This is a genomic window from Falsiroseomonas sp. HC035, assembly GCF_050563525.1.
GTDB lineage: Bacteria > Pseudomonadota > Alphaproteobacteria > Acetobacterales > Acetobacteraceae > Falsiroseomonas.
This window is the reverse complement of sequence record NZ_JBNXUN010000002.1, coordinates 369,652-395,115: the sequence shown is the minus strand read 5'-3', so window position 1 is coordinate 395,115 and position 25,464 is coordinate 369,652. Positions and strand designations below refer to the sequence as shown.

Here is a 25,464-nt window from a genome sequence, read left to right as displayed (position 1 = left end):
GGGGCCGTCTTGCCTCAGCTGTAGCGGCGGTTCGCCGACAGCAGGATGGTCTTGCGGGTGCCGATCTTGGCCCCGATCACCGCCGCCGCCGCACCCAGCAGAAGGGTAGCGAACAGCCAGTAGGCGCCGATCGCCGCGCTGCGCGCCGCGGCATCCGCCGCCTCGCGGGCCTGCCGCTCCGTCTCGTTCGCCACGCGGGTCGCCTCGGCCTCCAGCTCCTGCACGCGCTGCTGCGCCTGCTCCGGCGGGATGCCGAATTCGGCGGCGGCCAGATTGGCCAGGCGGTCGCGGGCGGGCTGCGCCAGCTCACCGCTGGTCACCCGCTCGCCGACGATACGCGCCATCTCCGCGCGGCGCTGGTCCGGGGTCATCTGCGCCGGCTCGCCGCCGCCCTGGAAGCTGGCCTGCAGGCGTTCCGTCAGCGCCTGCGGGTTCACCTCCGGCACCGCCTCGCTGGCGGCCGAACCCAGGCTGCCGGCGGCCGAGCCGAGGCCGCTGGCCACGCTGCTGACGGCGGAGCCGACGCCGCGCGCCGTGCCGGCGACGACGTTGCCGAGCAGCACGCCGGAGACCAGGAACGCGATCGCCCAGACCGACAGGCCATGCAGTACGCCGTCGGTATCATCCGCCGTGCCGGACAGCCGCGCCGCGACGTAGCCGCCGCAGGCCAGGCCGAGCAGGTTGGACAGCAGGAACCAGGCGGCGCCGGCGATGCCGAAGGTCGAAGCCTCCGGCGTCTCCCCCGGGATGGCGAGGTCGACCGTGCTGGCGCCGATGGCGACGCCCAGGATGTTGAACATGGCGCCGACCACGACGGCGACGAGCGCACCCGACAGGATGGCGCCCCAGGAGACGCGGGAGGGAAGCTTATCCGTCGCTGCGACGGTGGTGGTGGATTGCTGCATGATTCTCTACTCCGGACACGCGGCGCCCAACGTGTGGAACCGTCCGGAGTTCAGGCGTCTGGGCCGCCGGCCTCCAATAGATCCAGGGTGTTGCGCAGGACCCTCGCCTCGTCGAAATGCAGCAGGCCGCGCGCCCGGCCCGCCGCGCCCATGCGCTGGCGCAGCGCCGTGTCGGCAGCCAGGCGGGACAGCGCCGTGGCCAGCGGCGCCACCGTCATGGCGGGCACCAGCAGCCCGGTTTCCTCCGGCACCACCTGTTCGCGCGGCCCGCGGATGTTGGTGGCGACCACCGGCAGGCCGGTCAGCATCGCCTCGATGATCGACATCGGCAGGCCCTCGAAATGCGAGGGCAGGCAGAACAGGTCGGCTGCCGCCATAAGCGCCGGTACGTCGCGCCGGTAGCCGAGCCGGACCAGCCGCCGGCCGAGCGTCGCAGCGGCACGCTCGAAATGCAGCTCCATGTCCTCGCCATGGTCGGTGGCCAGCCGCTGGCCAGCAACCCACAGCACGCAGTTCGGCGGCGTCGCGGCCATCGCCGCCAGCAATTCGGGAAAGCCCTTGTGGCGCACCAGGCGGGAGACGGCGAGCACCACGCAATCCGCCTCCCTCGCCCCGAGTTCCGCCCGGAGCCGCGCACGGGCCGCCGGATCAGGCCGGAATCGCGTTGGATCGCGGCCGTTCAGGACGGCGACTGGGTTCGGGTGGATGCCAAGCCGCCGCGCATCCTCCGCCTCCTCCGCGCTGACGGTCAGGTAGGTGTCGGTGATACGGCCGGCGGCGCGTTCCAGGCCGAGCGCCAGCCGCCCGCGCCACCAGGGGCCGGGTTGGTTGAACAGGAAGCCGTGGCAGGTGTAGGCGATACGCGGCACGCCGGCGATGCGCGCGGCGGTGCGGGCCAGCAGGCCGCTGATCGGCATGTGCGCATGCACCAGGTCCGGCTTCTCCGCCCGGATCAGCGCCACCAGCGCCGCCAGCGCGCGGGCCTGCGGCACCGGGTTCAGGCTGCGCGCCAGCGGCACGGTGGCGATGCGGAAGCCTTCCGCACGAGGTCCTTCCAGCAACGGACCCTCGGCGCAGCAGCCGACCACCTCATGCCCGTTCGCGCGCAGGGCGCGCATCAGCGGCAGCAGGAAATGCACCAGCGAGAAATCGACGTTGGTGACCTCGAGGATCTTCATGGCGCGCAGGTGCGGAAGGCGGCGCCTGTCCTATTCCGGCTGGGATTCGGGCGTGGTTGGGGCCGGTACGCCGACGCGGGCCAGCGACCATTGCAGCGCGGTGGTGCCGGCCTCCGCATGCAGGGCCACCTGATTGCTGCGCCGGGCCTCGCCGCCGAGGTAGATGCTTTCCTCGATCGCGACGCGGATGCCGGGGCCGGTGCGCAGCCGCCAGCCGACGCCGGAGGACAGCCGCAGCAGCGCCCCCTGCTCATCCTGCTGCAGGCTGGCGGTGACGGAGGGATGCAGGTGGAAGCGCAGCACGAAGGCCGGCACGTTCACTTCCCGCACTGGCTCCAGCAGGTCCTCGCCGATCAGCGTATCGCCGGAATCCGACAGGAACAGGCGGCGCCGGTGGCGGACGCCGAACTGGCGCTGCCAGCCATCCTGCGTCGCATCCAGCCACAGCTTGCCGTCTTCCTCGAACCGGTCGGTGGTGACGGCATCGACGCGGCGGCCGAGACCATCCGGCCGCAATTCGGAGGAATTGGTATCCGCGAGCACCAGGGTGGAATGCGCCGCGGTGGCACGCATCGCGTCGCGCCATTCGCCGTCCGCCGCCGGGGCGGCACCACAATTCACGATCAGGCGTTCGCGCCCGACCGACATCTCGAAGGACAGGGTGCCGGCATGGGCGTTGCGGTCGGCGCCCCGCGGCAGGCCGCCGGGGGTAGCATCGCGCCGGGCGGGGGCAGGCGCCCCGCAATCGATCAGCACCAGCGTGCGGCTGGCGGCCAGGCGGTGGAAGCCGGTATCCGGCAGGAAGGGCGGCGGGCGGCCGCGCGACTGGCCCTGGGTCAGCACCAGGTCGATGAAGGCGGCCTGTTCGTCCCGCGTGCCGTTGAACAGCGCCAGGCCGCCATCGGCGTGGCGTAGCATGCGCAAGGCGGGCGCAGCCCGGTCCAGCGTGGCGGCGAGCTGCGGTGGCGCCTCCACCCCCGCGCCATGCAGAAGGTTGCGGATCTCGATCAGGTCCTGCAGCGCGGCCAACTGCATGGCGGGGCTGCGTTCCACATGGCCGCCATCCGGGCGGAACTGGCGTTCCAGCTCCTGCGGCAGGAAGCGGACGCAGCGGGCGAGCCAGGTTTCCTCCCCCAATGCCACGGCGCCGGCCATGCCGCCCTTCAGCGCCACCAGCGCACCGCGATGCGCGGCTTCCGCCGGCAGGCCGGCGACCACGCCGCGCGCATCCTGGGCGAGGCGCTGCATGAGTTGCTTGCGGAACTCGTCCTCCGCCGTCGCCGCCAGGAAGTCCCAATGGCCGAGCCAGGCGGAGATGCGCGCGCCGGCAACCTCCGGCGCCTCGGCCAGCGGGTCGTGGCTGCCGAAGGCGAGCCAATCGGCCGCCAGCGTCCGCCCGCGCATCCGCGCGGCATCGGTGCCCAGCGCCCGCAGGTCGCGCAGCCAGGCGAAGCCATGCGCGGCGGCGTGCCACGCGCTCGCCGTGCTCCCGTTGGTATTGGCCGCGATCCAGTCGGTGCTGCGCGGCGGGCCCTCATCCTCCTGCGGCCGCAGCGGGCGCGTCGTGCCGAAGGCCTCGAATTCGCCGCGCAGCAGGCGCGCACCGCGCGCGGCATCGCCCGGCCACAGGTCGCGGAAGGATCGCGCCGGGCCCTCCGGCACCTTGATCGGCTTGAGGTTGGCGATGATGCGGCGCGCGCCGCGCAGGACCCCCCCGATCATGTGGCCTGTTCCCTGGTTCCGGTCGTGGCCCTGAGCCCGGCGATGGCCGCGGCGTAGTCGGTGGTCCCGAATACCGCGGTGCCGGCGACCAGCACATCCGCCCCGGCGGCCAGGCAATCCGGCGCCGTCGCGGCGGTGACGCCGCCATCGACCTCGAGCGCGATGTCACGCCCGCTGGCCGCGATCATGGCCCGCAGCGCCGCGATGCGCGCCAGCTGGGACCGGATGAAGGACTGGCCGCCGAAGCCGGGGTTCACCGACATCACCAGTACCAGGTCGCACAGGTCCAGCACCGGCGCCACGGTTTCCAGCGGGGTCGCCGGGTTCAGCACCACGCCGGCCTGCTTGCCGAGGCCGCGGATGGTCTGCAGCGACCGGTGCAGGTGCGGCCCGGCCTCCGGGTGCAGGCTGATGAGATCCGCGCCGGCCTCGGCGAAGGCGGCCAGGTAGGGGTCGGCGGGGGCGATCATCAGGTGGACGTCGAAGAACATCCCGGACCGCTTGCGCAGCGACTTCACCAGCCCCGGGCCGAAGGAGATGTTGGGCACGAAATGCCCATCCATGATGTCGAGGTGGAGCCAGTCGGCCCCGGCGGCCTCGATGGCGGCGACTTCCTCGCCCAGCCTGGTGAAGTCGGCGGCGAGCAGCGACGGGGCGATGCGGGGGGATCTGGACATGTCCCAGCGGTTCTAGCCGCCGCCGGAGCGGGGGGAAACCGCCCGTGGCGGCTGGAACCGCATTCCGAACGGGTCCGGCCCGATCACAATGCCATGGATCACAGGGGAAGGGCCGTGGTGCTTTTCACCCGTTCCATGGCGAAGCGCCCGGTTACCTTGCGCAGCGCGGGCACGGCGGCGACGAAGCGGCGGTAGAAGGAATCGTAGCCTGCCATGTCCGGCACCACCACGCGCAGCAGGTAGTCCACGTCGCCGCCGAGCCGCCAGCACTCGACGATCTCCGGCAGGCTGTCCACGGCGGCGGCGAAGCGGGCGATCCACTCGGCGGAATGGTCACCGGTTTCGACCGCGACGAAGACCGAGATCGGCAGCCCGACCTTGGCCGGGTCCACCAGCGCGACGCGCCCGGTGATGACGCCGGTTTCCTCCATCCGCCGGATGCGCTTCCAGCAGGGAGTGGGCGTGAGACCCACCTCCTGCGCGATCTCGGCGAGGGAACGAGAGGAATCCTGCATGATGAGGCGCAGGATCTCGCGGTCGATTCGGTCCAGTTCGGCAGCAGCCATTTTTGCCCAAAAACCCGGAATTCGGGTGTTGGTAGCACAGTTTTCTCCGGGATCAATTCAGGGCAGGCGGAAACGCGCCGCGAAGAAGCCGTCCAGGCCGCCATGCTCGGCCCACATGTCAGGCCGCGTGCGCAGCGTGCCGCCGCGGATCAGCGCGGTGCGCAGACCGGGCAGCTCGGTGGGCGAGAAGGGGTCCGGCACCAGGCCGAAGCGCTCGGCGCGGGCCAGATGCGCCTCGCCTTCCTCCGGTTGGAGGGAACAGGTGGCATAGACCAGCCGCCCGCCGGGCCGCAGCAGCCGCGCTGCCTGCGCCAGCAGCCGCGCCTGCGCCTCCACCAGCGCGGGCAGGTCCTTCGGGCGCTTCAGGTGGGGGATGTCGGGGTGGCGGCGGATGATGCCGGTGGCGGAACAGGGCGCGTCGAGCAGGATGGCGTCGAAGTTGGCTTCGTCGGGCATCCAGGTGGCGGCGTCGGCCTCCACCACCTCGACCTCCATATGGACCCGCGCGAGGTTCTCCCGCAGCCGCACCGCCCGCTTCGGGTCGCGCTCCACCGCCGTGACGCGCGCGCCGGCGGCGGCGAGCTGCGCGGTCTTGCCGCCGGGCGCGGCGCACAGGTCGGCGACGCGCTCACCGGGCTGCACCGCCAGCAGCCGCGCCGGCAGGGCGGCGGCGGCGTCCTGCACCCAGAAATGGCCCGCCGCCAGGCCGGGCAGGTCCGTCACCCGGGTGCCCTCCGGCAGCCGCCAGCTTCCGGTCGGCAATTGCACCGCACCTTCCGGCGGCGGCGCGCCCGGGGCCAGGGTCAGGTCGAGGGCCGCCGGAAACTGATGCGCGCGGGCGATGGCGCGAACCGCCGGGCCATAAGCGGCGTGCCAGGCGGACCACAGCCAGGGCGGCGTATCCAGCCTCTCGGATTCCAGCGCGGCGAAGGCGGCCGGGCCTTCCGTCGCCACTTTGCGCAGCACGGCATTCACCAGCCCGGCGAAGGGCCGCGGCACCACGGCGACGGTGGCGGCGACGGCGGCATGGGCGGGCGTGTTCAGCAGCAGCAATTCGGCCGCGCCCATCCGCAGCGCGGCGCGCACCACCGGCGGCGGCTCGCGGCGCAGGAAGGGCTCGAGCACCGCGTCCAGGCTGCCCGTCCGGCGCAGCACGGCGGCCGCCAGGCGGTGCGCGGCGGCGCGGTCGCGGGGTTCGATGGCGGCGGGCAACTGGTCCAGCGCCTCCTCCAGCGGTCGCCGACGCTCGAACACCGCGGCCAGCAGGTCCAGCGCGGCGCTGCGCGTGCCGGGCGGGGGGGCAGCGCGGGCAGCGCGGGAATTGGGCGGCTTGGCCGTCACCCGCCGGGTCGCGGCGGGACGGTCGGGGGCATTTTCAGGGGACATGTCGCGCGGTTTATGGCCCCCCGGACCCCGCCATGCTAGGGGCGCCGCCATGCAGGCGCTCCGCGAGTTTCTCGATCGGCTGCCGGAGACGCGGCGGCCGCTTCCCTGGCTCGCGCTGCTGTGCCTGCTGTTCTGGCTGCCCGGTTTCTTCACCCTGCCCGCCGGCGACCGCGACGAAAGCCGCTTCGCCCAGGCCAGCCGCCAGATGGTGGAGACCGGCGACTACGTCCGCATCCGCCTGGGCGAGGTCGAGCGCAACAAGAAGCCGGCTGGCATCCACTGGGCGCAGGCCGCCGCGGTGCACGCGGTCGAAGCGCTCGGCGTCGGCACCCGTGCCGACATCTGGGCCTACCGCCTGCCGTCGCTGATCGGCGCCATGCTGTCGGTGCTGGCCACCGCCCATTTCGGCCGGGCGCTGGTCGGCCGGCGGGCCGCCTTCCTCGGCGCCGCCCTGCTCGCCGGCTGCTTCGTGCTGGGGGTGGAGACGCATATCGCCAAGACCGATGCCGCGCTGCTGGGGACCATCGTCGTGGCGATGGGGCTGATGGGGCGCGCCTATGTCGCACCCAGCGGCTTCGGCGCACGACACGCGGCGGCATTCTGGCTGGTGCTGGGGGCGTCGGTGCTGCTGAAGGGGCCTATCGGGCCGCTGGTGCCGCTGCTGGCCGGCATCACCCTGGCGATTGCGGACCGGAGCGCGCCCTGGCTGCGGCTGCTGCGCCCGGCCTGGGGTGTGCCGCTGATGCTGCTGGCCGCCGCCCCCTGGTTCGTCGCCGTGACCATCGCGACAGAGGGCCGCTTCATCGCGGAGGCGCTGGGCGGCGACATGCTCGGCAAGGTCGGCGGCGCCGACGAGAACCACTGGGGCCCGCCCGGCTATTACCTGCTGAGCTTCGGCATCGCGGCCTTCCCCGCCGCCTTCCTGGTGCTGCGCGCGGCGCCTGGAGTGTGGTCCGACCGGTTGCGGCCGGCGACGCGTTTCCTTCTCGCCTGGGCGGTGCCGGTCTGGCTGATGTTCGAGGCGGTGACGACCAAGTTGCCGCACTACGCCCTGCCCGCCTATCCGGCGCTGATGCTGCTGGCCGCCGCCTGGGCGCTGGACCCGCTGCGCCGCGCCCCGCCGCGCTGGCTGGCGGGCCTCGCCACCTTCGGCGCCATCGCCACGGCGGTGGGCCTGGCCGTCGCCTGTGCCGTGCTGCCGGTGGTGGCGGACCGGCAGGTTTCCGTAATGGCGCTGCTCGGCCTTCCCGCCGCGGCGCTGTTCGCCTGGGGCCTGCTGCGCATGCTGAGGGAGGGCGCGCCGGCCCGTGCCGCGCTGCTGGCGGTGATGCTGGCGGTGCCGTTGCAAGCGGTGGCGCTCGGCGGCGTGCTGCCGCGGCTGACGACGCCCTGGCTTTCGCCGCGCATCGCGGACGCGGTGCGGCAGGCGGCACCGGCGCTGCCGGCCGCCCAGTTCGGGATCGCCGGCTACCACGAACCCTCTCTGTTGTTCGCGATGGGGGGCGACATCGCCCTGCTGGCCAATGGCGCCGCCGCGGCCGAGTTCCTGGGCGGCCGACCCGGAAGGCTGGTCGCCGTCGCCGACCGCCAGGAGGGTGCCTTCCGCGCCGAAGCCGCCGCGCGCGGCCTGCCGGTGCGGGAGCATGGGCTGGTCGCCGGCTTCAACTATTCCCGCGGCCGCCAGGTCGCCATCATGCTGTACGGGGTTGCCGAATGATCGAATGGGTGACGGGCGTGGTCGCCGCCGGCGGCTGGCCGGGCGTGCTGGCGCTGATGTTCCTGGAAAACCTGTTCCCGCCGATCCCGTCGGAGGTGATCATGCCGCTGGCCGGCTTCGCGGCGGCGCGCGGGCAGATGTCCCTGGTCGCGGCGCTGATCGCCGGCGTCGTCGGCACGCTGCTCGGCAACGTGTTCTGGTACGAGCTGTCCCGCCTGGTCGGCGCGGACCGCATCCGCCCGATGGTCGGCCGCTACGGCCGCTGGTTCGCGGTGGGGGAGGACGATCTGCGCAAGGCGGAGGCGACGCTGGAGAAATACGGCCCGGTGGCGCTGTCCTTCGGCCGGCTGCTGCCGGGCATCCGCACGGTGATCTCCATCCCGGCCGGGCTGATCCGCATCCCGCGCCACGTTTTCTACCTGTGGACGGCGCTCGGCAGCACCGTCTGGATCACCTTCCTGACGCTGGCCGGCTACTACATGGAAGACCAGTACGACCGGATCGAGGGCTGGCTGGAACCGCTGGCCTATCTCGTCGTCGGCGGCTTCATCGCCACGTACGCGTGGCACATCTGGTCCACCCGGGTGCGCAAGCGCGGCTGAGGCGGTGGCGGTCCCGACCCCGACTGCAACGCGATGCCGAACTGCACCGCGCCGCAGGTCAGGCCGAGGAACAGCCACAGCAGCGCCAGCGGCACGGGATGGCTGGCATCCCGCAGCAGCAGGCCGCCCAGGCCGCCGGGGTCGGCGATCCACAATGCGGTCACCGCCGCCGTGGCGATGCCGAAGCCGGCCAGCAGGTTGCGGGCCAGGATCCAAAGCGGGTTCGGCGACATGGCCGGAACTCCTTCTGCCCAGCCTGAGAAACGCCCGGTGCAAATCCGGGGTTCCCACCGGTTGTCCCCGCGCCCCGCCGCGTGCTGACCTGTCGCTGCCCAAGCGCGGAGGAAACCCCGAGATGATCGACCCGGCCCTGCTGGCGCGGCTGAACGCGCCGCTGCTGTCGGACAGCCTGGATGCCTGCGGCGCCCGCCACCAGGCGCTGCCGCCGCGCATCCGGCCGCTGGACGAGGACCTGGTGATGGTCGGCCGCGCCCGCACCGGCCAGTACATGGAGGTCGCGGAGGTTCCGCCCGGCCACAACCCCTATGCGCTGGAGATGCAACTGGTCGATGACTTGCAGGCCGGGGAGGTCGTGGTGCTGGCGGTCGGCGGGTCGCTGCGCATCGCGCCCTGGGGCGGGCTGCTGACCACCGCCGCCAAGGCCCGCGGCGCCGCGGGCTGCCTGACCGATGGCTATGTCCGCGACGTGCGGCAGGTTCGCGCCCGGCAGTTTCCCGTCTTCCACGCCGGCATCGGCCCGTTGGACAGCCAGGGCCGCGGCGAGATCCGCGCCATCGACGTGCCCTGCACCGTGGCCGGCGTGCTGGTGGCGCCGGGCGACCTGGTGTTCGGTGACATCGATGGCATCGTCGTCATTCCTCGCGCGCTGGAGGACGCCGTGCTGGCCGCCGCCGCCGAGAAACTGTCGCGCGAGGACAGCACCATGGCGGAACTGGAACGCGGCGCGAAGCTGGCGGAAGTGTTTGCCCGGCACGGCGTGCTGTGATTCGTGCGCTGCCGGTTCGCGACCGGCGCGGCCGGATCTGCGAAGGGCGCCAGCCCGCCGATCGAACCCGATCCTGCCAAGAAGCCCGCGGCGCGTAGGGGAAATCGTATGTCATTGGTCTCGGAAGACAAATCCAGGGCGTTCATCGAGGTCACGCAGGCATTTCACGAGTTTCTGGAAAGCAGGGACATCTTCCAGGAGCGAACCGGGGCAAACAAGGCAAAGTATACCGGGCCCTATGTCCGCCGGTGGAAAATCGGCTCGATCGTGACGCTCAACAAGGCGGCGGTGATCGAGCGCTATACGACGATCGGAGCCGGCAAGGAGATCTACCACCTGGGCTCCTTCGGGTCCGTCATGTCCGCCTTCCCGTTCAACACGAGGATCGGCCGGTATTGCTCGATTGCCGGGGGCGGGAGGATGGTGGGGTTCCGCCATCCGGTTGAAGCCGTCTCGACCTCCTCCGCGGTCTTCAACCGGCACAGGGAATTCGTGGCGTCCTATCTGGAGGATGCCGAGGCCAGGGATGGGCAGGCGCCCGTCTTCAACCAGGTGCCGACGCCGCAGCCGCAAAGGCGCGAGATCATCATCGGCCATGACGTCTGGATCGGATCCAACGTCATGATCTCGGGGGGCGTTTCGATCGGGGATGGCGCCATCATCGCGTCGGGGTCGGTGGTCACGAAGAATGTGCCTGCCTATGCGGTCTTCGGCGGCACTCCCGCCAAGCTGATCCGGTTCAGGTTCGACGAAGACCTGTGCAGGTCCCTGTCCGCCACCCGATGGTGGGACTACGAGCTTGCGGACCTGCATCGGCTGCCGCTGCAGGATCCCGCCCGATTCGTCGAGGAGTTCGAAAAGGCGAAGGCAGGCCTTCGGCGCTACCTGCCTTCAGCCAACCCGCTGTGGGACGAAATCCGGACCATCCTGTGAGAGTGCGGCTCCGGTGCGCCGCACGCTGCCCGCAAGCCTCCTGTCCCGACTCTATTCCAGCCGCGCCGCCTCATCGAAGCTCAGCCGCGGGCTGCGCGGGAACAGGCCGCTGGGGTCGCCATAGCCGAGGTTGACCAGGAAGTTGGACTTCCAGGTGGTGCCAGCGAAGAACAGGTCGTCGAGCTTCGCATTGTCGAAGCCGCTCATCGGACCGGCATCGAGGCCCGCGGCGCGCGCCGCCAGGATCAGGTAGGCGCCCTGCAGGGTGCCGTTGCGGAAGGCGGTCGTCTCCGCCAGGGCCGGATTGCCCGCGAACCAGGACCGCGCATCGGCGTGCGGGAACAGGAAGGGCAGCTTGTCGTAGAAGGCCGTGTCATGCGCCACGATGGCGATGACGGGCGCCGTCATCGTCTTCTCGACATTGCCCGGCGAGAGCGCCTGCTTCACCCGCGCCTTGCCGTCATCCGTCCGCACGAATACGAAGCGGGCGGGGGAAGAATTGGCCGAGGTCGGCGCGAACTTCAGGAGGTCGTAGACCTCCTCCAGCTTGCTGTCCGGCACCAGCCGGTCCTGCCACTTGTTCTGCGTCCGCGCCTGCCGGAACAGGGTATCGAGCGCCGCATCGTCCAGGGTCGCTGCGTCCAAGGTATCCGTCATGTGCCGAAGGCTCCTTCGCTGGGAGCCGGCATATGAGGCCGCCGCGCCGCAGCCCAATACGGGGGCGAGATGATGATCATCATCCCTGCCGCTGATGGGCCGCCAACGGGCCGCCGATCGGGGTGCGTCAGGCCTCTACCTGCTCCACCCGGACCACTTCCGGCACGTAGTGGCGCAGCATGGTCTCGACGCCGTGCTTGAGCGTGGCGCGGGAGGAGGGGCAGCCGGCGCAGGCGCCCTGCATGTGCAGCCGGACGACGCCTTCGCGGAAGCCGCGGAAGACGATGTCGCCGCCATCGGCAGCCACGGCCGGGCGGACCCGCGTGTCCAGCAGTTCCTTGATCTGGTCGACGATCTCGCCATGCTCCGGGTCGAAATCCTCGGCCTCTGCCTCGGCGTCGGCGCCTTCCATCACCGGCAGGCCGGCCAGGTAGTGCTCCATGACCGCGCCCAGCACGCGCGGGCGCAGCATCTGCCATTCGGCCCCGTCCGTCTTGGTGACGGTGACGAAATCCTGGCCGAGGAAGACGCGGGCGACGTCGCCCACGCCGAAGATTCGGGCGGCGAGCGGGCTGCGGCCGGTGGCGTCCTCGGCGGTGGTGAAGTCGGCGGTGCCGCGGGCGGCCATGACGTCCCGGCCGGGCAGGAACTTCAACGTGGCCGGATTCGGGGTGGCTTCCGTCTCGATGAACATGTTCTTCGCTTCCGCAGTGCTGGCGATACCCGACCTATGTGGTCCGTTTTAAGTCCTGCTGCAACGGGCAGGGCCGCCGGCGTGACGCGGCGCCCGCGGGGCGACTCGCGTGGCCTGCGGCCGGCAGCACCGGCCGAGGCCGCGAATACGGCCTGCCGGCTCTGCGTGATGCCGCTGGCATGCCTTCGGCATGACGAGCCCGGGCCCCGAGGGTCGCCGGCGCCTGAGGGAGCGGCTTCGCAATTTTGAAGCCGCTCACCAAATCAGGTTACTCTCTCCAGCTCCGCGTCGCTGATGCCACCGGGTACGATGGTCATCGGCACCGGCAGCTTGTTGGCGTAGCGGCCGGTCAGCGCCTGGATCAGCGGGCCGGGGCCGGACCCGCCGGTGGAACTGGCCAGCACCAGGATGGAAATCCGAGGGTCCTCCGCCAGCAGGGCCAGCAGCTCGTCGCGTGCATCGCCCTCTCGGATCAGCAGCATCGGCAGCCCGCCGGTGATCTCGTTCACCTCCGCCGCCAGGCCGGAGAGCAGGCGCTCCGCTTCCTCCCGCCGTTCCTCCGACAGCATGGCGCCGACGCCGGCCCATTCCACCTGGCCCGCCGGCTCGATCACCCGCAGCAGCGCCACCCGGCCGCCGGACTTGCGCACGCGCAGTGCCGCGTAGCGCAGCGCCAGGGTGCGCTCCGGGCTGTCATCCACCACGACCAGGAAGACCCGGTCCCGCCGCGCCTGCGCGGCCTCGGCCGTCTCGCCCATGTCCAAATCCCCCGGAATCTAGAGCGTGATCGCCGGAGGCTGGAACGGCCGGAGGCATGAATCACGCGAACAAACAAAGGGCTAGATCATGCTCCGCGCTTCTGTCAGCGCGGATCATGGTCTAGCTGCGCCGAAACACCACGCTGCCGAACCAGCCGGCCAGCCCCGCCAGGATGATGCAGGCGATGCCATACAGCACCGGCTGGCCTCGCGCGATGTCCGCGATCCAGGCGGCGCTGCCGGTGCGCACCACGTCCAGCCGCAATTCCTGCCGCGCCACCACGCGGCGGTCGCGCACCAGCATCACCTGAACCAGGTAGGCGCCGTGCACGACGGTGGCCGGCAGCGGCAGCCGGGCATGAAACAGCCGGCCGCCGGAGACCTCGATCGGGCGGTCGCGGTCCACCCACAGCCCGGCGCCCTGCTGCAATTCCGCCAGCGCCGTGCGGAAGGGAGCGCCCTGCGCGCCCAACTGCACGAGCGGCAACTGGTCCAGCGCCAGGCGCAGGTCGCCGCGCTCCACCCGGTCCAGAAGCTGGGTCAGCGGGCGGGTGGAGGCCAGCGCCCAGTAGCTCGGCACCCGGTTGAAGCGGGCGGCGGCGCCGTTCACCCAGAAGCCCAGCACATTGACCTTCTGCCGCACCATCATCGAGGTCTCGGGCCCGGTGACCAGCACCAGCACCTCGTCGCCCTGCGGGCCGATCAGCCGCTCCGTGGCGCCGAAGACCAGGATCTCGGCCCCGGAAAAGGCGGTGGTGACCTCGATCCGCCGCAGCGAAAGGTCAGCGGCGAGGGAGGGTGGCGCGACCGGGGCCACAACCGGCGGTGCCGGGGGTGGTGGCGGTGTCTGGGCCAGCGCCGGCCCACCCAGCAGCAGCGCGAGGCATGCCAGCAGGCGCTTTGCCCTGTTCACGGAACCGGCCCGATCACGAACAGCGCATCCGGCACCCGCAGCAGGTCCCACAGCAGCGACAGCGCCACCGTCAGCACCAGCACGCCGAGCAGCGCGCGCATTTCCTCCCCCCGCAGCTTGGTGCCCATCGCCGCACCGAATTGGGCCCCCGAAACGCCGCCAGCCAGCAGCAGCAAGGTCAGCACGATATCGACGCTGCCGACCTGGATGGCCTGCAGAAACGTGACGTTGGCGGTGACGAAGACCACCTGGAACAGAGATGTGCCGATGACGACCGCCGTCGGCATGCCGAGCAGGTAGATCATCGCCGGGACCAGCATGAAGCCGCCGCCGACGCCCATGATGGCGGACAGCACGCCGATGCCGAAGCCGATGCCGAGCGGCGGGATGACGGAGATGTACAGCCGCGACTTGCGGAACCGCATCTTGAAGGGCAGCCCGTGCATCCAGAGGTGCTCGTGCAGCCGGGCCGGGCGGGCGCGCTTGCGGCGCAGGATCGCGCCGAGGCTTTCGCGCACCATCAGCCCGCCGACGCTGCCCAGCACCACGACGTAGAAGATCGCCACCGCCAGGTCGACCTGGCCGGCGCGGCGCAGCCAGGCGAACAGCTGCACCCCGGCCAGGGAGCCGAAGAAGCCGCCGATGATGAGCACCGTGCCCATCCGGAAATCCACGTTGCCCCGCCGCCACTGCGCGATCAGGCCGGAGACCGAGGCGCCGATCGTCTGGTTGGCGCCGGAGCCCACCGCGACCGGCGCCGGGATGCCGATGAGGATCAGCAGCGGCGTCAGCAGGAAGCCGCCGCCGACGCCGAACAGCCCGGACAGCCAGCCCACGCCGAAGCCGATGCCCAGCAGCAGCAGGGCATCCACCGACATCTCGGCAATCGGCAGATAGACCTGCATTCCGCGTCCGGCACTCGATCTTGCGGCAAGTTCATCCCGTATCGACCCCTGCGCCCCGCACCGCAAGGCAGGGCGGGGCGGGTTTGAAGGTCGTTACGGTCAGATCATCGTGGGCGTGCCTACGGGGGCATAGGCGGGCGTGCCCGCGGGGGCATAGGTGGACGTGCCTGCGGGGGCATAGGCGGGCGTGCCTTGCGAACATCATGTGACGCAGCCGTTGCGATCCGCTATGCGGGCCGCCGTCCCGCGGGAGCGCCGAGCCATGACCCTGCACCGCCGCCAGCTTCTGGCCTCCCTGCCGCTCGCGCTTCCAGCGCTGCGCCCGGCCCGGGCGGACACGGCGCACCGCGTGGCGATCCTGCACCTGAACGATTTCCACAGCCGCCACGAAGGCGCCCAGGCCGGCGGCGCGTCCTGCCGTGTCGGCGCGCCCTGCGCCGGCGGCGCCGCGCGGCTCGTCGCCAGCTGCCACGCGGCGCGGGCCGCGGCGGGGGCGGAAGGCCGTGCGGTTCTGGCGCTGGATGCCGGGGACCAGTTCCTCGGCAGCCTGTTCTACACGATGCATCGCGGGCTGGCCGAGGCCGCGGTGCAGCGCCAATGGGGCGTACAGGCCATGGCACCCGGCAACCACGACTTCAACGGTGGGCCCGAAACCCTGGCTCGCTACCTGCGGGCGCTGGGCGCGCCGTTGCTCGCCGCCAACATGGATATCTCGGCTGAACCGGCGCTGGCCGGGCTGGTGGCACCGTCTGCCGTGTTCCTGGTGGGCGGCGCCCGCATCGGCGTCATCGGCGTGACCCTGCAGGGCATCCCGCAGATCTCCTCCCCCGGCCCCAACCTGCGCTTCACCGCGCCGGAGGAAGCGGTGGCGCGGGAGGCGGCGCGCATCCGCGCCGGCGGCCCCGCCACGATCCTGGTGCTGTCGCACCACGGGCTGGAGGCCGATCGTGCGCTGGCGGCCACGGTGCCCGGCATCGACGTGATCGTCGGCGGCCATTCGCACAGCTTCCTCCAGAGCCCCCTGGTGGTGGAGGGCGCCGACCGCCCGGTGCGCATCGTGCAGGCCGGCGCGCTCGGCCGCTGGCGCGGGCGGCTGGACCTCGACCTGGCGCCGGATGGCCGGGTGTCGGCGGCCCAGGGCGAGGCGGCGGAAGTCACCGCAGACCTGCCGGAAGACCCCGCCACCGCGCGGCTGGTGGCGGAGTTCGCCGCGCCGCTCGGGGAGGTGCGCGGCCGGCTGGTCGCGCAATCGGCCGGCGGACTCGAGAACACCACATGCCGGCTCGGCGAATGCGGCGTCGGCAACCTGCTGGCGGATGCGCTGCTGGCCGCGGTGCCGGGGGCCGACCTGGCGCTGACCAATGCCGGCGGCATCCGCACCGGGCTGCCATCCGGCATCATCACGCTCGGCGACGTGCTGACCACGCTGCCCTTCGGCAACACGGTGGCCACGGTGCGGCTGCGCGGCGCGCATCTGCTGGCGGCGCTGGAGAACGGCGTCTCCAACCCCGGCAGCGGCCGCTTTCCGCAGGTGGCGGGTCTTGTCTTCACCTGGGATGCCGCCGCCCCCGCCGGGCAGCGCATCGCGCAGGCGCGTCTCACCACCGGGCGCCGCCTCGGTCCGGTGCAGCCGGAGGCCGACTATCTGCTGGTGACCAACGACTTCCTGCGCCGCGGCGGCGACGGCTACGCCATGCTGCGCGACCACGCGCTGGAGGCGTATGATTCCGGTCCGCCGATGGAGGACGCCTTCACCGCGCATCTGGCCGCGCTCGGCCAGGTGGCACCGCGGTTGGAAGGCCGGATCGCCCCCCGATGACGCTCCCGATCATGGAAGATCCGCGCCGTGTCGCCCCTGCCGCCGCGCGCAACCGCGACCCCATCATGGCCGCGCTGCGCCACCTGCTGCCGGCCGAGGGCCTTGTTCTGGAAGTGGCGAGCGGCACCGGTGAACATTGCGCGTATTTCGCCCAATCGCTGCCCGGCCTGGTGTTTCAGCCGAGCGACCCGGATGCCGAATCCCGCGCCAGCATCGATGCCTGGTGCGCCGGCATCCCGAACATCCGCCCGGCCCTGGCCCTGGATGCCGCGGCCGTGGACTGGCCGCTGGAGCACGCCGCGGCCGTGCTCTGCATCAACATGATCCATATCGCCCCGTGGTCGGCGACGCCCGGCCTGCTGCGCGGTGCCGCCCGGCTGCTGCCACCGGGCGCGCCCCTGATCCTGTACGGCCCCTATCGCCGCGAAGGCGTGCCGACCGCGTCGAGCAACGAGGAGTTCGACGCCAGCCTGCGCGAGCGCAACCCGGAATGGGGCCTGCGCCGGCTGGAGGATGTGGCCGCGGCCGCCGCGGCCGAAGGCCTCGGCTTGGGGAAGGTCCTGGAGATGCCGGCGAACAACCTGCTGGTCATGTTTCGGCGGTAGGCCCGGAATCGGCTTCCCAGGACGCCGCCTGCTGGTCCGGCTCCGCCACCGCTTCAAGCTCCGGGTCCGCCGGGCGTTCAGCCCGCAGGTCGCCGCCCGCGTCGCGTCCAGAGGCATGGTCCGCGCTGGCGGTCAGGGGCGCCAGCCAGGCGGCGAACAGGCCGGTGACGGCGGCGCGGCGGATTGTGCCCACGGGTGCTGTCTCCCTGGCTGTTCTGCGTTATCCGGACACTATGACGTGTCCCTGAGGCGGCATGACAGCGGCAAGGTTGAGACATCATTCACTGTGGCGCGAGGATCTTATCCTCGGTGCAATCTCAGCCGCGTTCGGTCACGCCGCTGGCGAAGCCATCCACCAGTTCGCGGATGCGGGACGGGTCGGACTGTTCCATGACCCGGCGGGCAAACCGCGCGCAATCGCCGATGTCCAGGCTGCGTACTGCCTGCTTCACACGCGGGATGGCGCTGGCATTCATCGAAAGGCTGCGGATGCCGAGGCCCAGCAGCAGCGGCACCAGCCGCGGATTGCCGCCCATCTCGCCGCAGACGGAAACCGGCATGCGCAACCGCAGCGCCGCTTCCGTGGCGAACTGCATCAGGCGCAGCACGGCAGGGTGCAGCGGGTCGTACAGGTGGCTGACCTCGGCATCGCTGCGGTCCACCGCCAGCGTGTACATCGCCAAGTCGTTGGTGCCGATGGCGAAGAAATCCGCCTCCAGCGCGATGGCGTCCGCGGCCAGGGCGGCGCCGGGCGTTTCCACCATGGCGCCGAGGTCCGGCAGCTTGTCCGGCAGCCTTTCGCCACGCCGCCGCAGCCGACGTGCCACGCGCTCATAGATCTCGCGCGCCGCCTTCACCTCGGACGGGATGGTCACCATCGGCAGCAGCACGCGCACCACACCATCCGGGGCGCCGCCGGCGACCCGCAGGATGGCGGCGAACTGCGCCTCCAGCAGCTCGGTGCGCTTCAGCAGCATGCGGATGCCGCGCAGGCCGAGCGCCGGGTTGGGGCTGGAATGCGGCTCGATGCCGGCGGCCAGCGCCTCCATGTCCTTCTCGCCGCCCCAGTCGAGCACGCGGATGGTGACCGGGTCGCCGCCCATCGCCGCGACGATCGGCGCATAGGCCGCCACCTGGGCGTCCTCGTCCGGCAGGTCCTCGCGGTTCATGAACAGGAATTCGGTACGCAACAGGCCGATGCCCTGGGCGCCGGCCTGGGCGATCAGCGGCAGTTCCGCCGGGATTTCCATGTTGGCGAGCAGTTCCACCGCCTCGCCATCCGTGGTCACCGCCGGCAGCCGGCGCAGCTTGGCCAGTCGCGTGCGCTCCCGCGCATAGCCAGCGACCTGGTCCTTCGCCGCGGCCAGGGTGGCGGCGGTGGGGTGGAGCGCGATGGTGCCGGCCGCGCCATCCAGCACGGCCTGGTCGCCGCGCCGCGCAGCCTCCGTCAACCCATGCGCGCCGAGCACCGCCGGGATGCCCAGCGCCCGCAGCATGATGGCGGTGTGGCCATCGGCACCGCCTTCCTCCGTCGCCACGCCGGCGATGCGGGCGGGGTCGAGCAGGGCGGCATCGGCGGGTGTGACTTCCTCCGCCACCAGGATGGCGCCTTCCGGCACGTCCTTGAAGCTGCGGAAGGGGTTCTGGGTCAGGTTGCGGGTCAGGCGGCGCGCAATTTCCCGCACCTCCCCGGCGCGGCGGCGCAGGCCAGCCTTGTCGTCGTCCCGCGCGCCGAGGATGACCTCCGCGATCGCATCCGCCTCATCCGCCACGGCGGTCTCGGCGGCGAGCAAATTGTGCTCGATGCGCTTGCGGGCGCCGCGGATCAGGCGACTGTCGCCCAGCATCATGGCGTAGGCGTCGAGCAGCGGCTCGAGTTCCTCCTGCGCCTCCTCCGGCAGCACGCCGAGCCGCATCTTCAGCTTGGCGACCTGCTTCCGGGATGCCGCGACGGCCGCGGCCAGGCGCTGCTTTTCCGAGTCGACGGCGACCTCCAGGATGGTGCGGCGCGGCGCCTCGGCGGGTGGTTCGGTGGTATCGAAGACGGCGCCGATGGCGATGCCCTGGGAGACCGGGATGCCCCGGATCAGGACTTCCTTGCCGCGGCGCGTGGGCTTGCGCGCGGTCTCGGGACCCTTGGCGTCCGGCCTGCCGTCCGGCTTCTCAGTCTTCATGCGGAACCCTCGCTCCGCTAATCCTCATGGAATCCGGCTTCCATGAGGCCGGTGATGGCCTCCAGCGCTTCCTTCGCGTCCCAGCCCTCGGCTTCCACCACCACTTCGCTACCCTGGCCTGCGCCCAGCATCATCAGCCCCATGATGGAGCAGGCCGGCACCGACTGCCCGTGGCGGGAGACGTTGACGCAGGCGGAAAAGCGTTCCGCCACCGTCACCAGCTTGGCGGCGGCGCGCGCATGCAGGCCGCGGCTGTTCACGATCTTGACCGTCTTGCGCATCGCCAGGCCGCCGGACGGGTCGCAGCCGCAGGGACCCTCTGCCTCCAGCGCGCCGATCGGCGCGGCGGCGGCCTTGGATTCCCCGGCTTCGTCGGGCCATTCGTTCATGTGGCGTCTCCGTTCCCGGCATCATGCCCATTCGGCGGCTTCTGGCCATCCGGCATGTCGCCCGCACTGGCGATGTATTTCCGGCCCGCGGCCGTGGCATGTGCCACCGCCTCCGGCAGCGGTTCCGAACCGCGGATCTTGGCCAGCTTGACCAGCAACGGCAGGTTGACGCCGGCGATCACTTCCACGGTGCGATGGTCACACAGCTGGAAGGCGAGGTTGGACGGCGTGCCGCCCAGGATGTCGGTCAGCACCACGACGCCATCGCCCTGGTCGACGCGGGCGATGCTGTGCCGGATATCCTCCCGCCGCGCCTCCAGCTTGTCCTCGGGGTAGATGCACACGGTGGCGACCGCACCTTGCGGCCCGACCACGTGTTCCATGGCAAGCCGCAGTTCCTCCGCGAGGCGGCCGTGGGTGACGAGCACGAGACCTATCATGATGAGTGTGCCAGGGCCTCCCGCCCCGCAGATGCCCCCCCTGGTGCCGGGGAGCTGGGCATATCGCGGTGGATCAGGTCCACCCGCCAGCCTGAGGATGCGAGATGGGAAGCCAGACGTTCGGCGACAAGGACCGAACGATGCCGCCCACCGGTGCAGCCGATGGCGACAGTGAGATACTTCTTCCCCTCCGCGGCGTAGCGGGGCAACAGCAGCTCGATCAACCCGGTCATGCGATCCCAGAATGGGGCGTAGGTGGGATCGGCTTCGACAAAATCGGCGATCGGCGCATCGCGCCCGGTCATCGGCCGCAGCACCGGGTCGTAGTGCGGGTTGCGCAGGAAGCGCACGTCCCAGACCATGTCGGCCTCCCGCGGCAGCCCCTTGGGAAAGCCGAAGGAGACGATGCCGATGGCAAGGCCGCTGGCATTCTCCGGCCGGAACCGGCGCTCGATCTGCCGGCGCAATTCCGGCAGCGGCATCTCCGAGGTATCGACCACCAGATCCGCCGCCTCCCGCAGCGGGGCCAGCAGCGCGGCCTCCCGCGCGATGCCTTCCGTCACCCGGCTGCCGAGCGGGCCGCCCGGGGCGAGGGGGTGGCGGCGGCGGGTTTCGGAAAACCGGCGCAGAAGCACCGGCTCCTCCGCCGTGGCGAAGATGAGGTTGGCGGCAATGCCGGGCGAGTCCCGCAGCCGGGCGACGGCACGCAGCAGTTCCGCGGCATCAAAGCCGCGCGACCGCGCATCGACGCCGATCGCGAGCGGCGCGCTGCCATCCGCCACCAGTTCCTGCAGGATCTGCAAGGGTGGGTTGTCCACCGTCTCGAACCCCAGATCCTCCAGCGTCCGCAGGATGGAAGCCTTGCCGGCGCCGGACAAGCCGGTGACCAGCAGCACCGGGCGGCGCGTTTCGGGGCTTGCGGCGTTCAAGCGGGGAACGCCCCGGTGGGGGAGAATTCGGTCTGCAGCGCCCCCGCCGGGCTGCGGGCGCGGCCGCAGGCGGCGGCGAGGGCGTAGCCGATCTTGTCCGGGGCGGAGGCTTCCAGCCCGCGCAGCGCCACAAGCGGCAGGGACAGGCCGAGCGCCTCGAACCGCGCCGGCTCCGGCACCCGGGCCTGCGGTGCCCCCGGCGGCAGCAACTGCACGGCGAGCCGCAGCGGAACGGCCGCCAGGGTTGGCAGGCCCTCGAACAGGCCAAGGCCACGGATTTCCAGCAGGCCGCGCAACGCATCGGGCGCCGCGGCATGCAGGTCCTGGCCGGATGCGGTCAGCTCCACCTGGTCGTCGGCGACCAAGGACCAGCCGCGGCCCAGCAGCCGCAGGACGAGATCGGACTTCCCGCTGCCCGAAGGCCCCAGGATCAGAACACCCTCCTCATCCTGGGCCACGCACGACCCGTGCAGAGACATGACGGATTGGTAACCTCAGTCGTATCGGCGGACCATGGCAGAAAGGTGGCGAGGGTTAAAGGGGCCCTCCGCGCCTCCGCTCGAACCCTTGGGCCGGTTGCCAGGAGGCGGGGTGCCTGCCAGCTTCCGCGCATGATTGCGCCGACTCATTCCGATATCCAAGCGGCATCCGCTCGCATCGCCCACCACATCCGCCGCACGCCGCTGCTGCGCATGCCGGGCACCGACCTCGGCCTGGACATCCCGCTGATCCTGAAGCTGGAGCTGCTACAGGCCACCGGGTCGTTCAAGCCGCGCGGCGCCTTCAACCGCATGCTGTCGGTGCCGGTGCCGGCGGCGGGCGTGGTCACGGCCTCCGGCGGCAACCACGGCGCCGCCGTCGCCTATGCCGCGCGGGCGCTGGGCCACAAGGCGGAGGTGTTCTGCCCGGTTGCAACGCCCTCCGCCAAGACCGACCGCATCGAGGCCTCCGGCGCCATCCTGCACCGCATCGGCGCCGCCTATGACGAGGCGCGCATCGCCAGCGAGGCGCATGCCGCCGGCACCGGCGCGCTGCTGGTGCATGCCTACGACCAGCCGGAGATCCTGGCCGGCCAAGGCACCGTCGGGCTTGAGCTGTGGCAGGACGCGCCGGAGGCGACGCATGTGCTGGTGGCGACCGGCGGCGGCGGCCTGATCGGCGGCATCGCGGCCTGGTATGCGGATCGGGGTGTGGAGGTGATCAGCGTCGAGCCCGAGGGCTGCCCGGCCTTGCACGACGCGTTGGCCGCCGGCCATCCGCTGCCCGCGCCGGTCGGCGGCCTGGCGGCGGACAGCCTGGGTGCGCGGCAGGTGGGCGCGCTGGGTTTCGCGGTGGCGCGGCGGCATGTGGCGCGGGCGGTGCTGGTGCCGGATGCGGCCATCCTCGACGCGCAGCGCCGGCTGTGGTCCGCGCTGCGCCTGGTCGTGGAACCCGGCGGCGCGGCGGCGCTGGCGGCGCTGACCAGCGGCGCCTTCGTGCCGCCGCCCGGCGCGCGGGTGGCCGTGGTGGTCTGCGGGTCCAACACCGATCCGGCGAAGGTGGTCGCGGGTTAACCCGACGTCAGCATTTCCCCATCCTGGCGCGAACTGTGCGGGCGTAGCCTATCCGTAGGGGCGAATCATGCCCGAACGGGACCTGCATCATGCGTCTGACCATCCGCCTGCTTCTGGCCGCCGCCCTGCTCGGTGCGCCACTGCTTGCCTCGCCAAGGCCCGGCGCCCTTGCACAGACCACGCCGGCTGCCACCGCGGCCGCTCCGGCCCCGCAGGTGGCGTCGCCACCGCGCGCCCGCCGCGCCGTGGCGCAGCGGCCGGCCCGGCCGATGACCGAAGCCCGCCGGGCACGACTCGTACGCCAGCGCGAGGCCCGCGCCGCCGCCCGCGCGGCCGAGACGCCCGAACTGCGTGCCGCGCGCCTGGTTCGGCAGCGGGAGGCGCGTGCCGCCCGCCGGGCCCGCCAGCCGGCGACGCCGCGCCAGGGGTAGCGCACAGCCTCCTTCGACCTGTGCCGATGCAACCAAACCCCATGCGGCGCGGTTCTTCCGGCACGAAATCGGAAGGAGGCGCGAGATGAAGCGTTCAGCCATGCTGTTCGGGCTGCTGCTCGGCGGCCCGCTGCTGCTGTCCCCGTTGTTGGCCCCCGTGCCGGCCGCGGCCCAGGCGCCGCCGGCCCTGACCTACGCCCAGCCCCTGGGGCCGGAGGCGGTGAACCGGGTGCAGGATCGGCTGCGACAGGCCGGCGCCTATTCCGGCCGCGTCGACGGCATCTGGGGGCCGGACAGCCAGACGGCCCTGGAGCGCTACCAGCAGCGCAACGGCCTGCAGGTGACCGGCCAATTGAACCAGGCCACCGCCACCGTGCTCGGCCTCAACCCGGCGGATCTGGTTGGTGGACCGCCCGGGCCCGCCCCGGCAGCCTCGGCCGAAACGCTGAGCGAGGCGGTGGTGCGCAACGTGCAGGGGCGGCTGCGCTCGCTCGGCTTCTACCGCAGCGGGGTGGACGGCATCTGGGGGCCGACCACGCAGGCGGCGATCGAGCAGTTCCAGCAGGGCCGCGGCCTGCAGCCGAACGGCCAGCTGACCCCGGCGACCGCCGCCGCCATGGGCCTCGACCCGAACAACCTGGCAGCGCCGGCGCGCTGAGCAACCTGGCAGCGCCGGCGCGCTGGGGCGGTTTTTTCTGGCGGGCTGTGCGCCTGTAGCCAGGGTTTCACCGGGTTTCACCCGGTTTCACTGGGGGCCGAGGCGCATAGCGGTGGCCGGCGAAGCGCCTATGGTTGCGGAAGCGATCCCATCCGGACGGGGGTCCGGGAGGATCTCGTGGCCCAGGCTTTCGACAAGGATGGCTATGTCCGCTGGGTGCAACGGTCCCTGAACCGCATCATGGGTCGCTCGGTGCCCGTCGATGGACGTGACATCGGCCCGTGGCGGGAGGTTCTGCGGGAGTTCAAGCTCTCCTTGCGGATCAGGGACCCGGGCATCGCCGATTTCCAGATCGGACCGAACACCCAGAACCAGATCATCCGCCTGAACCACCTGAGCCCCGACTACCTCGAGTGGCTGCACGCGAAGCTGGGTGCCGGGCCGGCCAGTGGCGACGCCGCGGCGGCGACCCGGTTGGCCAAGGCGGTGCGTGGCTTCCAGGCGAAGACCGCACCGCTGAAGCAGGATGGCTGGGTCGGCTTCGCGACCGAAGCCGCGCTGATGCGGCGCTTCGGGGCCCCGCCGGGCAATGGCGGCCCGCCGCCGAAGCCCGCGCCGGAATGGCTGCAGATCTGGAACGCCCTGCCCGTGCAGGTGCGCTATGCCCGGTGGATCGGCGACATGGCCAGCCGCGTCGGCGCCGACGGCCCCATGGCGGGCCGCCTGCCCGCCGGCGGGTGGGACCCGGTGTACAAGCATTTCGTCGGCATCCTGGCGAAGAACGCCAAGGCGGCGCCCAAGCTGCTGCACTTCTACTTCACGGAAACCGATGTCGGGCAGATCGCGCTGGCGAGCATGCCACGCGTGGTGGAAAACCCCCCGCGCAAGGCCCCCGGCGGCGGCAAGCTGCTGGACCAGGAGGCGCTTCGCCAGATCGCCCGCCAGATGACCAGCACCGAGGATCTGTTCCGGCTCACCCTCGGCCACATGAACACGCCGGCCGGCTATGCCCTTGCGCAGCAGCATTTCGAGGAACGGGTCTTCCAGACCTACAAGGCGATCCAGAGCGGCTTCATGAAGCTGGCCTATCTCGGCAACTGGGGCCGGCAGGGCTTCTTCGACGCCAAGCACGCCTACATCCTGATCATCATCTCCACGCTCTCCCTGCGGGAGGAAAGCGTCTACCAGGCGTTCCGGCACAACCTGCCCAATCCGGAAAGCTGGGAGGCTCCAGCCTCCCTCGGCGGGTTGCTCGGGCTGAACTAACCCGGCGGCGGCAGGTCCGGGAGCACGCGTGGCGCAGTCGCACGCACCGGCGGGTCCTGCGCCCGCATCAAGGCCAGCAATCCCTCCAGAAGCTGGGACGGCGTGGGCGGGCAGCCGGGGATCAGCAGGTCCACCGCCAGCACGGGCGCTACGCCGCCTTCCACGGCGTAGCTGCCCTTGAAGACGCCGCCATCCACGGCGCAGTCGCCGGCCGCGATGATCCAGCAGGGCTCCGCGGCGCAGGCCCGCGTGCGCTCCAGCGCCTCCCGCATGTTGCGCGTCACCGGGCCGGTGACCAGCAGCACATCGGCATGGCGCGGCGAGGCGACGAAGCGCAGGCCGAGCCGTTCCAGGTCGTAGAGCACGCCGGACATCGCGTTGATCTCCAGTTCGCAGCCATTGCAGGACCCTGCATCCACCTGGCGGATCGAAAGGCTGCGGCCGAGGCGGGCGCGCGAGGTCGCCTCCAGCTTCGCCGCCAGCGCCTGAACCACCTCCTCCGGCGGCGGCTGGACCGCTTCGGTCAGGGGGCGGGAGAGCAGGCGCTTCGCCAGTTGGGGCCAGAGCATGCGGCGCGGTTC

The 25,464-nt window shown here is 71.7% G+C and carries 29 protein-coding genes; 10 read left to right on the top strand and 19 right to left on the bottom strand.

Going from position 1 to position 25,464, the window contains the following annotated elements; genetic code table 11:
* Nucleotides 1-14: 14 nt before the first annotated feature.
* The 6 genes from ACLF3G_RS06310 to ACLF3G_RS06285 all read right to left on the bottom strand — a co-directional run bounded on the left by ACLF3G_RS06310 (nt 15) and on the right by ACLF3G_RS06285 (nt 6,434).
* Entirely contained in the window at nt 15-905 is an 891-nt protein-coding gene (locus ACLF3G_RS06310; protein ID WP_430668493.1) for a hypothetical protein, read from the bottom strand.
* A gap of 50 nt (nt 906-955) precedes the next feature.
* Complete coding sequence (locus ACLF3G_RS06305; protein ID WP_430668492.1) at nt 956-2,083, bottom strand: glycosyltransferase family 4 protein; 1,128 nt, start codon at nt 2,081-2,083, stop codon at nt 956-958.
* Nucleotides 2,084-2,113: 30 nt separating this feature from the next.
* Nucleotides 2,114-3,805, bottom strand: coding sequence for a heparinase II/III family protein (locus ACLF3G_RS06300; protein ID WP_430668491.1), 1,692 nt, complete (start codon nt 3,803-3,805; stop codon nt 2,114-2,116).
* Nucleotides 3,802-4,482 (bottom strand): ribulose-phosphate 3-epimerase, encoded by a 681-nt coding sequence (gene rpe / locus ACLF3G_RS06295; protein ID WP_430668490.1) that lies wholly within the window; start codon nt 4,480-4,482, stop codon nt 3,802-3,804. Before rpe ends, ACLF3G_RS06300 begins: the two co-directional genes overlap by 4 nt.
* A 98-nt stretch (nt 4,483-4,580) precedes the next feature.
* On the bottom strand, nt 4,581-5,048 hold the full coding sequence (locus ACLF3G_RS06290) for an Lrp/AsnC family transcriptional regulator (protein ID WP_430668489.1): 468 nt from the start codon (nt 5,046-5,048) through the stop codon (nt 4,581-4,583).
* Between the two features lie 57 nt (nt 5,049-5,105).
* Nucleotides 5,106-6,434: an RsmB/NOP family class I SAM-dependent RNA methyltransferase gene (locus tag ACLF3G_RS06285; RefSeq protein WP_430668488.1), complete on the bottom strand. Its 1,329-nt coding sequence runs from the start codon at nt 6,432-6,434 to the stop codon at nt 5,106-5,108.
* A gap of 49 nt (nt 6,435-6,483) precedes the next feature.
* Between ACLF3G_RS06285 and ACLF3G_RS06280 the strand changes: the two genes are divergently transcribed.
* Both ACLF3G_RS06280 and ACLF3G_RS06275 read left to right on the top strand, forming a co-directional pair.
* Entirely contained in the window at nt 6,484-8,151 is a 1,668-nt protein-coding gene (locus ACLF3G_RS06280; RefSeq protein ID WP_430668487.1) for an ArnT family glycosyltransferase, read from the top strand.
* Nucleotides 8,148-8,753: a DedA family protein gene (locus ACLF3G_RS06275; protein ID WP_430668486.1), complete on the top strand. Its 606-nt coding sequence runs from the start codon at nt 8,148-8,150 to the stop codon at nt 8,751-8,753. Before ACLF3G_RS06280 ends, ACLF3G_RS06275 begins: the two co-directional genes overlap by 4 nt.
* Here the strand turns inward: ACLF3G_RS06275 and ACLF3G_RS06270 are convergent.
* Nucleotides 8,678-8,986 (bottom strand): hypothetical protein, encoded by a 309-nt coding sequence (locus ACLF3G_RS06270; protein ID WP_430668485.1) that lies wholly within the window; start codon nt 8,984-8,986, stop codon nt 8,678-8,680. The two genes, ACLF3G_RS06275 and ACLF3G_RS06270, sit on opposite strands and share 76 nt — an antisense overlap.
* A 122-nt stretch (nt 8,987-9,108) precedes the next feature.
* Between ACLF3G_RS06270 and ACLF3G_RS06265 the strand changes: the two genes are divergently transcribed.
* Both ACLF3G_RS06265 and ACLF3G_RS06260 read left to right on the top strand, forming a co-directional pair.
* Nucleotides 9,109-9,759 (top strand): RraA family protein, encoded by a 651-nt coding sequence (locus ACLF3G_RS06265; RefSeq protein ID WP_430668484.1) that lies wholly within the window; start codon nt 9,109-9,111, stop codon nt 9,757-9,759.
* A gap of 3 nt (nt 9,760-9,762) precedes the next feature.
* The gene (locus ACLF3G_RS06260) at nt 9,763-10,692 is read left to right on the top strand and encodes a CatB-related O-acetyltransferase (RefSeq protein WP_430668483.1); all 930 of its coding nucleotides are present in this window, start codon (nt 9,763-9,765) and stop codon (nt 10,690-10,692) included.
* A 51-nt stretch (nt 10,693-10,743) separates the two neighbouring features.
* Here the strand turns inward: ACLF3G_RS06260 and ACLF3G_RS06255 are convergent, their stop codons facing one another.
* From ACLF3G_RS06255 to ACLF3G_RS06235, 5 genes are all read right to left on the bottom strand, one after another.
* The gene (locus ACLF3G_RS06255) at nt 10,744-11,349 is read right to left on the bottom strand and encodes a malonic semialdehyde reductase (RefSeq protein WP_430668482.1); all 606 of its coding nucleotides are present in this window, start codon (nt 11,347-11,349) and stop codon (nt 10,744-10,746) included.
* Between the two features lie 127 nt (nt 11,350-11,476).
* Nucleotides 11,477-12,043, bottom strand: coding sequence for a NifU family protein (locus ACLF3G_RS06250; protein WP_430668481.1), 567 nt, complete (start codon nt 12,041-12,043; stop codon nt 11,477-11,479).
* Between the two features lie 263 nt (nt 12,044-12,306).
* A complete protein-coding gene (locus ACLF3G_RS06245) occupies nt 12,307-12,801 on the bottom strand; it encodes a universal stress protein (protein ID WP_430668480.1) in 495 nt (164 codons plus the stop codon).
* Between the two features lie 121 nt (nt 12,802-12,922).
* The gene (locus ACLF3G_RS06240; protein WP_430668479.1) at nt 12,923-13,714 is read right to left on the bottom strand and encodes a TIGR02186 family protein; all 792 of its coding nucleotides are present in this window, start codon (nt 13,712-13,714) and stop codon (nt 12,923-12,925) included.
* Nucleotides 13,711-14,619, bottom strand: coding sequence for a sulfite exporter TauE/SafE family protein (locus ACLF3G_RS06235; RefSeq protein WP_430668478.1), 909 nt, complete (start codon nt 14,617-14,619; stop codon nt 13,711-13,713). The genes ACLF3G_RS06240 and ACLF3G_RS06235 overlap by 4 nt, the downstream gene beginning before the upstream one ends.
* 262 nt (nt 14,620-14,881) lie before the next feature.
* On the opposite strand from ACLF3G_RS06235, the gene ACLF3G_RS06230 reads away from it, so the two are divergent.
* Together ACLF3G_RS06230 and ACLF3G_RS06225 are read left to right on the top strand one after the other, a co-directional pair.
* Nucleotides 14,882-16,438, top strand: a complete 1,557-nt coding sequence (locus ACLF3G_RS06230) for a bifunctional metallophosphatase/5'-nucleotidase (protein ID WP_430668477.1) — start codon at nt 14,882-14,884, stop codon at nt 16,436-16,438.
* Nucleotides 16,435-17,043: a DUF938 domain-containing protein gene (locus ACLF3G_RS06225; RefSeq protein ID WP_430668476.1), complete on the top strand. Its 609-nt coding sequence runs from the start codon at nt 16,435-16,437 to the stop codon at nt 17,041-17,043. Before ACLF3G_RS06230 ends, ACLF3G_RS06225 begins: the two co-directional genes overlap by 4 nt.
* Here ACLF3G_RS06225 and ACLF3G_RS06220 read toward each other — a convergent pair.
* The 6 genes from ACLF3G_RS06220 to ACLF3G_RS06195 all read right to left on the bottom strand — a co-directional run bounded on the left by ACLF3G_RS06220 (nt 17,027) and on the right by ACLF3G_RS06195 (nt 21,454).
* Nucleotides 17,027-17,236, bottom strand: coding sequence for a hypothetical protein (locus ACLF3G_RS06220; RefSeq protein WP_430668475.1), 210 nt, complete (start codon nt 17,234-17,236; stop codon nt 17,027-17,029). The two genes, ACLF3G_RS06225 and ACLF3G_RS06220, sit on opposite strands and share 17 nt — an antisense overlap.
* A 124-nt stretch (nt 17,237-17,360) precedes the next feature.
* Nucleotides 17,361-19,217: a phosphoenolpyruvate--protein phosphotransferase gene (gene ptsP / locus ACLF3G_RS06215; RefSeq protein WP_430668474.1), complete on the bottom strand. Its 1,857-nt coding sequence runs from the start codon at nt 19,215-19,217 to the stop codon at nt 17,361-17,363.
* A 17-nt stretch (nt 19,218-19,234) separates the two neighbouring features.
* Nucleotides 19,235-19,498, bottom strand: a complete 264-nt coding sequence (locus ACLF3G_RS06210; RefSeq protein ID WP_168049409.1) for an HPr family phosphocarrier protein — start codon at nt 19,496-19,498, stop codon at nt 19,235-19,237.
* Between the two features lie 104 nt (nt 19,499-19,602).
* Nucleotides 19,603-20,046: a PTS sugar transporter subunit IIA gene (locus ACLF3G_RS06205; protein WP_430668473.1), complete on the bottom strand. Its 444-nt coding sequence runs from the start codon at nt 20,044-20,046 to the stop codon at nt 19,603-19,605.
* Nucleotides 20,043-20,975: an RNase adapter RapZ gene (gene rapZ / locus ACLF3G_RS06200; protein ID WP_430668472.1), complete on the bottom strand. Its 933-nt coding sequence runs from the start codon at nt 20,973-20,975 to the stop codon at nt 20,043-20,045. Before rapZ ends, ACLF3G_RS06205 begins: the two co-directional genes overlap by 4 nt.
* Complete coding sequence (locus ACLF3G_RS06195; protein ID WP_430668471.1) at nt 20,972-21,454, bottom strand: HPr kinase/phosphorylase; 483 nt, start codon at nt 21,452-21,454, stop codon at nt 20,972-20,974. The genes rapZ and ACLF3G_RS06195 overlap by 4 nt, the downstream gene beginning before the upstream one ends.
* 132 nt (nt 21,455-21,586) lie before the next feature.
* Here ACLF3G_RS06195 and ACLF3G_RS06190 point away from each other — a divergent pair, with 132 nt between their 5' ends.
* The 4 genes from ACLF3G_RS06190 to ACLF3G_RS06175 all read left to right on the top strand — a co-directional run bounded on the left by ACLF3G_RS06190 (nt 21,587) and on the right by ACLF3G_RS06175 (nt 24,883).
* Nucleotides 21,587-22,528 carry a threonine/serine dehydratase gene (locus tag ACLF3G_RS06190; RefSeq protein WP_430668470.1) on the top strand — a complete coding sequence of 314 codons (942 nt, stop codon included), beginning with the start codon at nt 21,587-21,589 and terminating at the stop codon, nt 22,526-22,528.
* Between the two features lie 89 nt (nt 22,529-22,617).
* Nucleotides 22,618-22,959 carry a hypothetical protein gene (locus ACLF3G_RS06185; protein ID WP_430668469.1) on the top strand — a complete coding sequence of 114 codons (342 nt, stop codon included), beginning with the start codon at nt 22,618-22,620 and terminating at the stop codon, nt 22,957-22,959.
* An 85-nt stretch (nt 22,960-23,044) separates the two neighbouring features.
* Entirely contained in the window at nt 23,045-23,617 is a 573-nt protein-coding gene (locus ACLF3G_RS06180; protein ID WP_430668468.1) for a peptidoglycan-binding domain-containing protein, read from the top strand.
* A 177-nt stretch (nt 23,618-23,794) separates the two neighbouring features.
* Entirely contained in the window at nt 23,795-24,883 is a 1,089-nt protein-coding gene (locus ACLF3G_RS06175) for a hypothetical protein (protein ID WP_430668467.1), read from the top strand.
* Here the strand turns inward: ACLF3G_RS06175 and ACLF3G_RS06170 are convergent.
* Entirely contained in the window at nt 24,880-25,452 is a 573-nt protein-coding gene (locus ACLF3G_RS06170) for an NADH-quinone oxidoreductase subunit B family protein (protein WP_430668466.1), read from the bottom strand. The two genes, ACLF3G_RS06175 and ACLF3G_RS06170, sit on opposite strands and share 4 nt — an antisense overlap.
* Nucleotides 25,453-25,464: the final 12 nt, after the last annotated feature.

What these genes read in the sequence shown, in the direction of transcription:
- ptsP (WP_430668474.1), bottom strand. Translation starts at nt 19,217, where the DNA reads ATGAAGACTGAGAAGCCGGACGGCAGGCCGGACGCCAAGGGTCCCGAG.
- ACLF3G_RS06235 (WP_430668478.1), bottom strand. Translation starts at nt 14,619, where the DNA reads ATGCAGGTCTATCTGCCGATTGCCGAGATGTCGGTGGATGCCCTGCTG.
- ACLF3G_RS06250 (WP_430668481.1), bottom strand. Translation starts at nt 12,043, where the DNA reads ATGTTCATCGAGACGGAAGCCACCCCGAATCCGGCCACGTTGAAGTTC.
- ACLF3G_RS06245 (WP_430668480.1), bottom strand. Translation starts at nt 12,801, where the DNA reads ATGGGCGAGACGGCCGAGGCCGCGCAGGCGCGGCGGGACCGGGTCTTC.
- rpe (WP_430668490.1), bottom strand. Translation starts at nt 4,482, where the DNA reads ATGTCCAGATCCCCCCGCATCGCCCCGTCGCTGCTCGCCGCCGACTTC.
- ACLF3G_RS06265 (WP_430668484.1), top strand. Translation starts at nt 9,109, where the DNA reads ATGATCGACCCGGCCCTGCTGGCGCGGCTGAACGCGCCGCTGCTGTCG.
- ACLF3G_RS06285 (WP_430668488.1), bottom strand. Translation starts at nt 6,434, where the DNA reads ATGTCCCCTGAAAATGCCCCCGACCGTCCCGCCGCGACCCGGCGGGTG.
- ACLF3G_RS06230 (WP_430668477.1), top strand. Translation starts at nt 14,882, where the DNA reads ATGACCCTGCACCGCCGCCAGCTTCTGGCCTCCCTGCCGCTCGCGCTT.
- ACLF3G_RS06270 (WP_430668485.1), bottom strand. Translation starts at nt 8,986, where the DNA reads ATGTCGCCGAACCCGCTTTGGATCCTGGCCCGCAACCTGCTGGCCGGC.
- ACLF3G_RS06305 (WP_430668492.1), bottom strand. Translation starts at nt 2,083, where the DNA reads ATGAAGATCCTCGAGGTCACCAACGTCGATTTCTCGCTGGTGCATTTC.
- ACLF3G_RS06180 (WP_430668468.1), top strand. Translation starts at nt 23,045, where the DNA reads ATGAAGCGTTCAGCCATGCTGTTCGGGCTGCTGCTCGGCGGCCCGCTG.
- ACLF3G_RS06225 (WP_430668476.1), top strand. Translation starts at nt 16,435, where the DNA reads ATGACGCTCCCGATCATGGAAGATCCGCGCCGTGTCGCCCCTGCCGCC.
- ACLF3G_RS06280 (WP_430668487.1), top strand. Translation starts at nt 6,484, where the DNA reads ATGCAGGCGCTCCGCGAGTTTCTCGATCGGCTGCCGGAGACGCGGCGG.
- ACLF3G_RS06255 (WP_430668482.1), bottom strand. Translation starts at nt 11,349, where the DNA reads ATGACGGATACCTTGGACGCAGCGACCCTGGACGATGCGGCGCTCGAT.
- ACLF3G_RS06205 (WP_430668473.1), bottom strand. Translation starts at nt 20,046, where the DNA reads ATGATAGGTCTCGTGCTCGTCACCCACGGCCGCCTCGCGGAGGAACTG.
- ACLF3G_RS06195 (WP_430668471.1), bottom strand. Translation starts at nt 21,454, where the DNA reads ATGTCTCTGCACGGGTCGTGCGTGGCCCAGGATGAGGAGGGTGTTCTG.
- ACLF3G_RS06275 (WP_430668486.1), top strand. Translation starts at nt 8,148, where the DNA reads ATGATCGAATGGGTGACGGGCGTGGTCGCCGCCGGCGGCTGGCCGGGC.
- ACLF3G_RS06310 (WP_430668493.1), bottom strand. Translation starts at nt 905, where the DNA reads ATGCAGCAATCCACCACCACCGTCGCAGCGACGGATAAGCTTCCCTCC.
- ACLF3G_RS06210 (WP_168049409.1), bottom strand. Translation starts at nt 19,498, where the DNA reads ATGCGCAAGACGGTCAAGATCGTGAACAGCCGCGGCCTGCATGCGCGC.
- ACLF3G_RS06290 (WP_430668489.1), bottom strand. Translation starts at nt 5,048, where the DNA reads ATGGCTGCTGCCGAACTGGACCGAATCGACCGCGAGATCCTGCGCCTC.
- ACLF3G_RS06185 (WP_430668469.1), top strand. Translation starts at nt 22,618, where the DNA reads ATGCGTCTGACCATCCGCCTGCTTCTGGCCGCCGCCCTGCTCGGTGCG.
- ACLF3G_RS06190 (WP_430668470.1), top strand. Translation starts at nt 21,587, where the DNA reads ATGATTGCGCCGACTCATTCCGATATCCAAGCGGCATCCGCTCGCATC.
- ACLF3G_RS06170 (WP_430668466.1), bottom strand. Translation starts at nt 25,452, where the DNA reads ATGCTCTGGCCCCAACTGGCGAAGCGCCTGCTCTCCCGCCCCCTGACC.
- ACLF3G_RS06300 (WP_430668491.1), bottom strand. Translation starts at nt 3,805, where the DNA reads ATGATCGGGGGGGTCCTGCGCGGCGCGCGCCGCATCATCGCCAACCTC.